Origin of the sequence: Levilactobacillus koreensis JCM 16448 (genome assembly GCF_001435525.1) — a bacterium.
In the GTDB taxonomy this organism is placed as follows: domain Bacteria; phylum Bacillota; class Bacilli; order Lactobacillales; family Lactobacillaceae; genus Levilactobacillus; species Levilactobacillus koreensis.
This window is the reverse complement of sequence record NZ_AZDP01000119.1, coordinates 45,432-56,240: the sequence shown is the minus strand read 5'-3', so window position 1 is coordinate 56,240 and position 10,809 is coordinate 45,432. Positions and strand designations below refer to the sequence as shown.

Annotated in this window: 8 protein-coding genes; 3 read left to right on the top strand and 5 right to left on the bottom strand. The window is 49.7% G+C overall.

Annotated features, from left to right (window positions below):
- Window positions 1-410: 410 nt before the first annotated feature.
- Both FC99_RS12085 and FC99_RS12080 read right to left on the bottom strand, forming a co-directional pair.
- Window positions 411-1,103, bottom strand: a complete 693-nt coding sequence (locus FC99_RS12085; protein ID WP_235805925.1) for a CPBP family intramembrane glutamic endopeptidase — start codon at window positions 1,101-1,103, stop codon at window positions 411-413.
- A gap of 14 nt (window positions 1,104-1,117) precedes the next feature.
- Window positions 1,118-1,501, bottom strand: a complete 384-nt coding sequence (locus tag FC99_RS12080; protein WP_048735181.1) for a VOC family protein — start codon at window positions 1,499-1,501, stop codon at window positions 1,118-1,120.
- 187 nt (window positions 1,502-1,688) lie between these two features.
- On the opposite strand from FC99_RS12080, the gene FC99_RS12075 reads away from it, so the two are divergent.
- On the top strand, window positions 1,689-3,239 hold the full coding sequence (locus FC99_RS12075) for an ABC-F family ATP-binding cassette domain-containing protein (RefSeq protein ID WP_082153255.1): 1,551 nt from the start codon (window positions 1,689-1,691) through the stop codon (window positions 3,237-3,239).
- 247 nt (window positions 3,240-3,486) lie between these two features.
- Window positions 3,487-4,089 (top strand): L,D-transpeptidase, encoded by a 603-nt coding sequence (locus FC99_RS12070; protein ID WP_048735182.1) that lies wholly within the window; start codon window positions 3,487-3,489, stop codon window positions 4,087-4,089.
- 128 nt (window positions 4,090-4,217) lie between these two features.
- Here FC99_RS12070 and FC99_RS12065 read toward each other — a convergent pair whose 3' ends face one another.
- Window positions 4,218-5,129 carry a proline-specific peptidase family protein gene (locus FC99_RS12065; protein ID WP_048735185.1) on the bottom strand — a complete coding sequence of 304 codons (912 nt, stop codon included), beginning with the start codon at window positions 5,127-5,129 and terminating at the stop codon, window positions 4,218-4,220.
- A gap of 484 nt (window positions 5,130-5,613) precedes the next feature.
- Complete coding sequence (gene tnpA / locus FC99_RS12060; RefSeq protein WP_048735188.1) at window positions 5,614-6,033, bottom strand: IS200/IS605 family transposase; 420 nt, start codon at window positions 6,031-6,033, stop codon at window positions 5,614-5,616.
- Window positions 6,034-6,128: 95 nt separating this feature from the next.
- Here tnpA and FC99_RS12055 point away from each other — a divergent pair, with 95 nt between their 5' ends.
- Window positions 6,129-7,382 (top strand): RNA-guided endonuclease InsQ/TnpB family protein, encoded by a 1,254-nt coding sequence (locus tag FC99_RS12055; protein WP_048735191.1) that lies wholly within the window; start codon window positions 6,129-6,131, stop codon window positions 7,380-7,382.
- Between the two features lie 544 nt (window positions 7,383-7,926).
- Here the strand turns inward: FC99_RS12055 and FC99_RS12050 are convergent.
- Window positions 7,927-10,365: a Xaa-Pro dipeptidyl-peptidase gene (locus tag FC99_RS12050; RefSeq protein ID WP_048735194.1), complete on the bottom strand. Its 2,439-nt coding sequence runs from the start codon at window positions 10,363-10,365 to the stop codon at window positions 7,927-7,929.
- Window positions 10,366-10,809 lie beyond the last annotated feature (444 nt).

Here is a 10,809-nt window from a genome sequence, read left to right as displayed (position 1 = left end):
AGAAGATGCTAGTTGCATAGGTCAGAAAAGTGTCTAACATTTTACTTGCACTTCAAAATCACCAGCTTACACCACCTCCACGGCTGGCTGCATCCCTGTCCTCCTCCGGCTCTGACTGTGCTTTACAACGACAGCAGTCGGAAGACATGGAGGCTTAGCGCTTCCGGTCCAATCTATAACGATTATTACAGTCAGTATCCTCGTTACCTAAGAACCCTGTGTAAGCCGAGAGGTCGGCAGATATGGGCTCAGGCGCGTCGTTCTGCTTGGTCGGCGTTTCTTGCCGGCTTAGCAGAAAACCAACCTTGTAGACTCGGTTCTTTCGAGGCTTCAAGTTGTGTTCGCACCGATCCAGCCCATATCTGCCGGCCGGTAAGGCGAAGGGACCACCAGGTAGCCTAATTTGGCAGCTACATAAAGGCCATCAAAGACATCGCGTTATTCAGGAAGTGAAGCGTGGTGTTGTAGCGGATATCCCGGAAGTGCAGGTAGGCGGCCCCCAAGACCCACCCGAGCGCGGCGTACATGAGGAGCGTTGGCGTGAGACTCATGGTGTGGAGGTAACCAAAGATCAGGCCAGACATAAACACACCGAGAAAATTCAGCGTTCGTGAGTTGCCACGGAAAAAGTAGTTGAGGAAGATTCCACGGAAGATGAGTTCCTCAATGACCGGGGCGAACAGAATTGAGTAGGCTAAATTCCAAAATGGTAACTGTAGTACTTGTGTGTTCAGGGCCGTTTGGTTCGCGGGATCGCTTAGAACGTGGGTGTTGATCAGTAAATTCCAGGCGAACTGGATAACCAGCATCAGTAGGAAAAAGCCGATCAGTTGCGTAATCGTTTTGGATGTAAAGCGCGTGCGGCCAAAGTGGCGGGGATTATTTTGACTCAGTTGTTTTTGATAACGCCACGTGATCAGGGCGAGTAACAAAGCCGAATAGATCAACATGACCCCAATCGAGCGGTTAGCGACGCCGGGCCGCTTGACCATGGCTGTTGCGAGGGTCAGGATGCCCGTGTCGATGAGGTAGATAGCTAAAAAGCCGACCCACTTTAAGCTACGAGCCAGCCAGTCAAGCCAACCATTAACGATGTTTCGCAAGGGGCAGACCTCCTTTACTTATCGTATTTACCGATTTCAATCAAGTTTTCGTCCGGATCGCGCACGTAAACGGAGGTCATTGGGCCCATGGCGCCCTGCTTAGGTAGCGGACCGTCAACGATTTCAACGGCGTAGTTGGTCAAATGAGACAAAATATTGGCCAGGGGGTCGGTCGCAATGATGGCAAAGTCGGCACCACCGACCGTCGGGTGCTTGGCAACGGGTAAATGAGGCTGGTCGCTCTGTTGGAAATTAATTTTTTGTTTACCGAGCTTAACGCCGCGCCGGCCATCGTCGAATTCGATGATGGGTAGGTCAAAAACCTCGTGGTACCAGCGTACGGAACGCTCGATGTCACTAACGGTCAGCGTGATGTGGTCAATGTTACGAATATTCATAAGTTGTCAGTCCTTAGGCAGTAAATTTCACCTATTATAGCATAGTTTGACGCGACACTCCTAGACTGGGAAGTTGACGAACCCGGGCGTTTCGTGGTAAATTACTACCTAATATATTGTTTAGGAATCTGGCCTTGACGTTGTCGGGGCTTTTTTCTGCGTGAGAGAAGAAGGGAAGGGACGAAACGTGCCACTATTAGAAGTTGACGACCTGAGCATGAGCTTCGCCGATAAGAAGCTATACGAAGGGGCCAGTTTTACCCTAGAAAAGGGCGAACACATGGGTGTCGTCGGGCAAAACGGGGTTGGTAAGTCAACCTTAATTAAAATCATTACGGGCCATGAGCTCCCATTGACGGGCTCTGTCAAATGGCAAAAGAAGACCCACGTGGGTTATTTGGATCAATACGCCGATATTCCAGAAGGAATGACGTTGATTGATTTTCTCCACACGGCCTACGCCGACCTGTACGAAATGAACGACCGGATGACGGCCATGTACACGGAATACGCCGAGACAATGGAGGACAAGCTCCTCGAACGCGCTGGCCGGATTCAAGAAGTGTTGGACGCCAGAAACTTTTACGACATTGAAACGGAGATCGAACGGGTCATTTCTGGGCTAGGCCTGGATGACATGGGTCGTGACCACGAAGTTGCGAAGATGTCCGGTGGGCAACGGTCAAAGATCATTTTGGCTAAACTGTTGCTCGAAAATCCAGATGTCATTCTGTTGGACGAACCGACGAACTACTTGGATGTCGCCCACATCGCTTGGTTGGAAGACTATTTAAACAACTTTGAAGGAGCCGCCTTAATCGTGTCTCATGATTACGACTTCCTCCAAAACGTGACGAACTGTATCATCAACGTGGCCTTCGGGCAGATCACGAAGTACCGCGGAAACTTCAAGCAAGCCATGCGGCAACGGGGTGAAAAGGAAAAGGCGCAACAACGTGAGTTCGACAAGCAACAGGTCGTGATTGAAAAGGCCGAACGCTTTATCCGCAAGAACAAGGCCGGATCCAAGTCGACCATGGCCAAGTCACGCGAAAAGATGCTGAACAGATTGGACCGGGTCGACCCGCCTTCGACTAACGTGCAAGCTCACTTTGATTTCCCTTACCAGGAAACGGGGTCGCAAAACGCGTTGGTGGTCGATGAACTGTCTGTCGGTTACGACCGGCCATTGTTGAAGCCCGTGACGTTCTCGGTGACGACGGACCAAAAGGTTGGTTTGACCGGATTTAACGGGGTCGGGAAGTCAACGCTGATCAAATCGATTCTGGGGCTGATCAAGGCCAAGGGTGGGGAAGCCCACTTCTCGCCATCTGCGCGGATCAGTTACTTCAGCCAAGACTTGGTCTGGGACAACAACCAGCAGACACCGCTACAGATCATTCAAGAGAAGTACGAAAAGCTGCCACAAAAGGCAATTCGGACCAAGCTCTCCAAGTGTGGTTTGGATTCTGCCAATGCGATGAAGCCAATCGGCGAACTTTCCGGTGGGGAACAGACCAAGGTCAAATTAGCGTTGATGGAATTCGAACCAGCCAACTTCCTGATCATGGACGAACCGACGAACCATTTGGATGACGAAACGAAGCAGGCCTTGAAGCAAGCTATCTTGAACTTCCAAGGCAACGCCATCATCGTTAGCCATGAGGCCAGTTTCTACAACGGGTTGGTCGACAAGATCTTGAACGTTGAAAAGCTGAGTTTACGCGCTGGCAATTAGGAGAGCGTGATCAGAACCAGCTGCCTCTTAGCACGCGATACAGCCGTATAACAATGATGCTGTCTGAAGTTTACGACCGGTCAGGCGAAGTGGTGTACCCGTAGCTATATCGGGCACGATGAAGAAGCGTAACCGACTGAAATCTTACGGCTAGATTACGTTTTGGTCGAAATGGTTCCCTTTTTCAGAAAAATCCGTTATGGTTAGCGTTAGAGATGAAAATTATGTCAACAAAAGGACGGAGAGCATGAGACGATTTAGACAATTACTCGTCATTGTTGTGTTGGTCATTGTGGCCGCAATCGGGATCAACCGGGTGATGCAACAAACCTCGGCAGATAAGGTTGCCAATACGGCGCCCAAGACAGCTAAGACGACGACTGCCACCAAAAAGCCTAAAGTTGAGACTATTAATTGGCGTAAGCCGTCGGAAGAGAAGGCTTATCCGGATCTGGAAAAGTATCCTAACGCTTGGTTAGACGTCAACACTAGTAAGCAACGGGTCTACATTAAGAACGGCAACACGGTGCTCTACACCATGTATTGTTCGACCGGGACCGGTAAGGAAAACGGGACGCCCCATGGGACGTTCTACATTCAGGGTGAACGGGGGAAGTTCTTCTACAACCAGAGTTCTGGCGAGGGAGCCCGCTACTGGGTCTCCTGGAAGGATCATGGAATTTACCTGTTCCACAGTGTGCCGACCGATAAAGATGGAAACTACATCGAAAGTGAAGCCAAGGAACTAGGGAAGAGCGCCGCCTCGCATGGATGTGTCCGCTTATCCGTATCCGATGCCAAGTGGGTCTACAACCATGTGCCTTATGGGATGAAAGTTGTGATTCATTAAGTAGTATTCAAATTGAAATAATCGCATTAATTGAAACGGGTCCGTCAATTTTGGCGGGGCCGTTTTTTGATAAGACAAAAAAGCTCCCGTGAAGTCATCAACGATTTCACAGGAGTTTTTGTTATAGATTAAGCGTTAAAATTGTCGTTTTCCACGTCGCGGATAAACGTTGCTAAATGATCGTAGTAAACGGGTGCGTTGTCGATCATGTGATGGTGACCACCCTCGGGCGTCGTCACGAAGCGTGAGTGCGGGATGAGTTCAGCCATCTTCTTACCGGTCGCAATCGGCATGGTTTCGTGTTCACCAAAGGTCAACAGGGTTGGGACCTTGATTTCCTTCAGGTGTTTGCGGAAGTTCCATTCCTTCAGCTTCCCTTTGATGACGAATTCGTTGTCACCTTGGAAGGCACCGTAAACGTCGGTTGCCATCGTGCTGATCAAGTGGGAAATAGCGGCGGGCTTCTTCCGGTCGACGTAGCCATCGTTTAAGATATCCACGTAGCTTTGGTATTTCGCGTCGTCGTAGTTGCCGTCAGCTTCGACCTGCTTCATGTAGGTCACTTGGTCAGGCGTTAAAACCGTTTCCCGGATATGGTTGATGCTTTCAACATATTCGTCGATGTTATCAACCATTGAGGAAATGATAGCGCCCTTTAAGTGTTGACCATACTTGGCAGCGTACATTTGAACTAAGGCGCCACCCCATGATTGGCCAATCAGGTAGAACTTGTCGATGCCTAATTTTTGGCGAACTTCTTCAACCTCATCCAAGAAGTAGTCGTAAGTGAGGTACTTCTTAGCGGTCTCGGGGTCACTGTAGTCGGGTTGGTCGGAGTACCAGGAACCGAGTTGGTCGTACATGTGGACTTGAACGTTCAAGCCCTGCTTAGCTAATTGCTTAGCCGTGTCTTCCCAGTATTCGTGGTTGCCACCGGGGCCACCGTGTAGGGCCAGCAAATGAATGTCGCCGGTGCCTTGGGTGTTGGTCCAGAGGTGATAGCCGTTGTCTAAAGTAATAATCGTGGTGCCTTGCTTCATGAAAGTTTCCCCCGTTTCTAATGAGTTATTAATATTCTATCACTATTCGCAGAAATTCTAAACTGCTTGTGTTCGAATCAAAATCTGTGCTGGCTAAATATGGGCGCACGGTGGTTGCCAGAGATTCCGCCTGCTGTGGAGACGCTTCAGCCGGAGGACGGGCTTCTCGCTCGTTTTTGAGCCACGTAAAGACCACGTGTCTCAAAGGACGCCCATGGTGTAAACTGGCTGATGAACCGCCAGTTTACACCATTATCACGGCTGGCTATATCTCTGGCCTCCTCCGGCTCAGATAGACGCTTAACTATTAAAGTGTCTATGACAAGGTAGTACAATTGACAAGCTATGGAATAGCATACTGACAATATTTGAACTGATGATGCGTCAATTATGCTGATTAGCTCCGATTAGCGTGCTGCTGAGAAAAAGATTTAATATAAAATTAGGCAGAATTCCCTTGCTTTCAAACAAGGGATGAATGCCACTACACCTTTCGCTGATTAGCAATGTAGCTTTCTACGGTTCCCCTGCTCATATCACCAAGGGTACTCATGAAGTAACTAGGCGACCAAAGATGTCCATCCCAGAACTCTTGAGCCTTTATCTCGGGATGTAATTCAAAGAATAACCGCGCCGAACCACCCTTAAAGGCCTTGACGACATTAGTTGGGGCATACTTGGGCTTAAAACTAAGCAGTAAATGGACGTGGTCAGGCATGACTTCCATCTGTTCAATGGTCACTTCATTCAGTCGGGCTATTTTCGTTAGAATGTCGGTCATCTCAGCGACTAACTTTGGTGTTGTAAATGCTTCGTGCCGGTATTTAGTGACCCAGACCAAATGAAAATGAAAGTTGTAAACGTAACCTCGTTCGTGAATTGCTCCTTCAATGATATTGCTCATATGATGCCTCCATAAATATTATTATAATGCGTTTCATTATGAATGCAGTGTACTCATATGGTATGCTACTGTCAAGCAAGAGGGGGTGGCAGTTTATGACGAAAACAATGGCGCAATTACCTTATCATTATGGGGTTAAGGTTAGAGTCTTTCCTTCAACTGAACAAAAACGGCTGATCAAGCGTAACAGTGACGCTAGCCGGTTTATTTATAATCAGATGAACGGCATGAATAATGACCTGTTCTGGTTAAAGCAAGTGAAAATCCCCATTACACTTGTCTTGGATCGAATCGCTGATTTGACCGAACGCCTAAAGAAGCCATCAACTGCCATCTCCAATATTCATGGTTGGTTAAATCATCCAGACTTTGATAGCTTAATGAAAGCCAATGCTATCAAAAATTATAAGACCGCTTGGAAGCTATTCCACCAGGTTCATCAGGCGGGAACCCCTAAATTCCATAAACGTGGTTATACTCAGACTTATCAAACGTCATGTCTTTACGGTGCCAAAGTGACCGAGCCAACCATGCGTAATGGTAGCGTAAGACTAAATGATTTCCATCACCTAAGGTTACCTAAACTGGGGCGTCTCCGTTTCAAGGGGCTACCATCGAAAATTTTAGACCAGGCTGATGACATTAGAATTGGGACGACAACAGTCTCAATGGACGCCGTAGGACATTACTTTGTGTCCATACAGCTTGGGTCGGAACACCCCTTCGTTTCTGAGCAATTAGTTATTAAATCTAAAGTCGGCATCGACTTGAACCTTACTAATTTTCTGACGGACTCTAATGGCCAGGTGATTGATAACCCCCATTACTACCGGACGATTAGAGGAAAACTAGCTAAAGCCCAACGGAAACTGTCACGGCGGGCTAGACGAGCTAAAAAGAGTCAACGAAGGTTATCCGCATCAAAGAATTATCAAAAGCAACGGTTACTAGTGGCTAAATTACAGCTTAAAGTCGCCAATCAACGCAAAAATTTTTTACACCACGTCTCTACGGCCTTAATCAAAAACCACGATTTAGTCGTAGCTGAAGAACTGCGGGGTAAAAACATGTTGCGGAACCATGCCTTGGCAATGAGCATCTCGGACGTCGGTTGGCGAACTCTACTGAACATGTTGGCCTATAAGGCTGACCTGTACGGCCGAAAGTTTTTGACAGTCGATCCCCGAAATACGACACAAACTTGTAGCCATTGTGGACACGTCATGACCGGTGAGCACAAGTTGACGTTAGCTGACCGCAAGTGGACGTGTCCTAATTGTGGGATATTCCATGTACGTGACCATAATGCAGCTAAAAATATATTAGCTAAGGGATTAGCAACCCTGTAAGCAATGAGTCCGCCTGGCAACCTGCGGACCTAAAAGGCTTTGGTAATTAGCGGATAAGTCCTATTCGTAGGCTAGCACTGTATCTAAGCAAATTGTGGTCGCCATACCATGGGGTGTGGTTCTCACAAGCGTCCGTTTTTAAACGGGCGTGGTTGACCAAAAGAACATCCCCAATGGCGGTCGTATTATGCAACGTCATTGGGGATGTTTTAGTACCAGTCAAAATGGTAATTAGTCGATTTAGATTAATTACCATTTTGACTCAGGTCATATTAACTCAGAGCACAGCAGCAAGATTAGAATACTGCTGGCACTCAGCCTTAATAGTTGATAACAACTAGTCTGAGCCGGAGGAGGTCAGGGGTGGAGCCAGCCGTGGAAATCTTGGTAGCTGTAAGCTACCAAGATGGGCGACTTTTAAGACGTGTGTTTTTCACGGCTTAAAAGCGAGCGAGAAGCCTAGTGTTCTTCTAGGCTGAAGCGTCCCCATAGCAGGCGTAACCCCTGACAGCCGGAGCGCGGCCAGTTACAGTCATACCTAAAACTACTTTACGAATGGCACGTGCAAAGTAGAGTCCCCGAGCTGAATCGAGTACTGTAGGTCCTGGTTACCGCGGACGGTCATGCCAAAGTCGGTGGCGTAGACGACCAGTCCCAGTTGGTGACCCGCAAGTAGCCGGTAGTGGGTTGGTTGTAGCGTCACACTAAGGTCGTAGAATTCGTTAGGCTTCAGTGGGTCGACGTGGTAAGCGTTGGTCCGGTTTTGGAGGTTACGGTGGCCCTTGGTGATCATCTTAAATGGGGTCGCTGCGGTCGTCTTGAACTCACGGAGGTCGTCTTCACGCCAACGGTAACCCTCGTCCAGGGCCTTACGGGCGAGAACGGTTGGGCTGACGCCGAGGCGTTTGGCCTCACCGTAGTCGACGATTTGAAAACTCAGCATTCCGACCGGCTGGTTCACGGCAACCCGCAGGTCAACGGTTGGCTTACCATCTAGGACAAGGTCATCGGTTAAAACGGCCGATTTAAAGATCAAGCGGTGGTTGAACATGGCATTATGCTTGTCGCCCAAGAGGTCTGCCTGCCACTGATCAATGTGGTGTGTGTAGTGATTGAACTGTTCGGCGGGCAACTGGTCATTGAAGCTGGTTGCGGCGGGAAGCGGTGCCGTGACGCTTGCGTCGACCAGCTCGTCATGTTGCAGGTTAAATTGACGGGATGCGTTGGTTGGTGCATCCCAGTCCTCGTAAGCATTCCAGGTTTCCGGCTGGACGTTATCTTGGATAATGACGTTTGGCAACAGCGTTTCCGCTTGGTTGTCCACGCCTAACAGCTCGTGGGTCAACCAAAGATTGACAATATCCGTGTAGTCGATGGAACGAAAGGCGTTGATGTAAATATGCTGGCCTTGATGCAAGATGATTTTCTTGGTGACCGGCAAATCGCGGACGGCGTTCCAAAGGTTATTGACGTTCCGCGGCTTGACGTTCCAGTCGTTGAGTCCGTGGACTAGCAGGAGGTCGGCCTTGATATTCTTGACGTTTTTCAGATAGTTTCGAGCGTCCCAGAAACTGTTGTAGTTCCCGGTAGCGCGGTCTTGTCCGTGGGTGATAGCGGCGAGATCGGCCTGCCATTTGGCCTGAATCCGGTGATAGTCACCAGGAAGGAGTTCGCGGCTAAAGGTTTCTTCGGCCAGCACATCGGTGTCCTCACCGGGGAAACCGCCGGGAGCGATGACCAGACCGCCATCACGGTAGTAGTCATACCAGTTGGAAATGGCGGCTTCACTGATGACAGTCTTGAGGCCCTCAACGCCTGTGGTTGCGGCCGCCGTGGCCAAAGTACCTAAGTAGGAGCGCCCAGTCATTGCCACGGACTTATTACTCCACCAAGCAGGAATGGCCTGGGTAGCGGCGCGACTGGTAAAGGCCGTGCGGTTGCCAGCCAACCATTCGATAATGGCGATGGTCGAGGTCGTTTCCTCGGGGTCACCGGTGGTCCGCACGCCATCGGAATCCTTGGTCCCGATTCCGGCGGCGTAAACGACCGCGAACCCGCGAGCTAAGAAGTAGTCGTTGAGCGTGTAGGATTGTTCCCGGGTAAAGGTCTCTGCGGCCGTCTTGGTCGTGGTTGTCACGGGTCGGGCGTCGGGAAGCGGCGTGGTATCGGGTTGAGCAGTGACGTCGGCCAAGGTCAAGTTGTTAGGTTGCTTGGGTTGTAGTGGGACGTTCACGTTGTGCATCAGAGCATCGCCGGATTCGTCGTTGGTTCCCTGATTGTAAGGGCTTGCGGTGTACAGTACGGGAACCTTGAGGCCAGTTTCCGTTTCGGCCGGCCGAATGATCTCGGCTTTTAACAGGTCGCGTTTGCCATCGTGATCGGTATCTTGGGGACTTTCCACGTAGACCACTTCACGGATCAAGCGAGTCGTGTCGAAGACAGCTTGGGACTTGCCATTAAAGATCAGTGGTTTTTCTACGCTGGCATCGTGGACCAATGGTTCGAAATAGCCGTGGGTGGTCAGATGGTCCAAGAAGCTCTGGCCGTTTTTGGTGTGGGTCGTCAATAGAAGATACCAGGCCTGTACCAGTTCGGCTAAAGTGAAGTCGGTACCAGCATGGTCAGCAACTGGCAATTGAATCTTCGCCATAGCGCTCAATGGGTCGGTGAGCTGAAAGTCCAGTCCCGGGGCAAAGGCCAAGCGTTGGAGTGCCAAATTGTAAAAGACAGTGACGGGCACGTTGTCGTGATGGGCTAAGAAGTCCAGCCCGTCGACATCTGTGGTTGCCATTAAATTACTAAGTTGTTGGTCCACCACCGATTGTGCGGTGTATTCCGGCCAGCTACGATCATAAAGGTCCCGTAACAGGTCACTGGGGGTCGTTAAGCTAGCATTTTGGTCGTCTAAAAAATGAATTCGAGTCAGTTCGTCGCGAGCCGCTGCGGGGGCAGTGGGCCGGATGGCAAATTGTTGATTACGCAAAACTATCGCCTACTTTCAATTTTTCATCAAACTTGTTTCTAACAGTTAACAGGTATGCTTGGTTTGGCTACCTTGTGGGGTTACTCGCCTTACCGGCCGGCAGGTATGGGCTGGGACGGGGCGAACGCAACTTGAAGCCTTGAAAGACCCAAGTCTTCAAGGTTGGTTTTCTGCTAAGCCGGCAAGAAACGCCGACCAAGCAGAACGACGCGCCTGAGCCCATATCTGCCGGCCTCTCGGCTTACATGGTGGTCTGATGGCAACTTAAGTTGTGATTATAATAGTCACCATATGCTGAAAGATGAAATACAAGGTGTTTAGGACTTTAACGACTGTCATGGCGGCGTTCAATGTAAGCCGGAGGAGGCCAGGGATGCAGCCAGCCGTGGAAATCTTGGTAGCTCACGGCTACCAAGATGGGCGACTTTTAAGACGCATGGGTCA

Excerpts from the sequence above, each read along its gene's own strand:
- FC99_RS12080 (WP_048735181.1), bottom strand. The coding sequence starts at position 1,501 with ATGAATATTCGTAACATTGACCACATCACGCTGACCGTTAGTGACATC.
- FC99_RS12070 (WP_048735182.1), top strand. The coding sequence starts at position 3,487 with ATGAGACGATTTAGACAATTACTCGTCATTGTTGTGTTGGTCATTGTG.
- FC99_RS12065 (WP_048735185.1), bottom strand. The coding sequence starts at position 5,129 with ATGAAGCAAGGCACCACGATTATTACTTTAGACAACGGCTATCACCTC.
- tnpA (WP_048735188.1), bottom strand. The coding sequence starts at position 6,033 with ATGAGCAATATCATTGAAGGAGCAATTCACGAACGAGGTTACGTTTAC.
- FC99_RS12055 (WP_048735191.1), top strand. The coding sequence starts at position 6,129 with ATGACGAAAACAATGGCGCAATTACCTTATCATTATGGGGTTAAGGTT.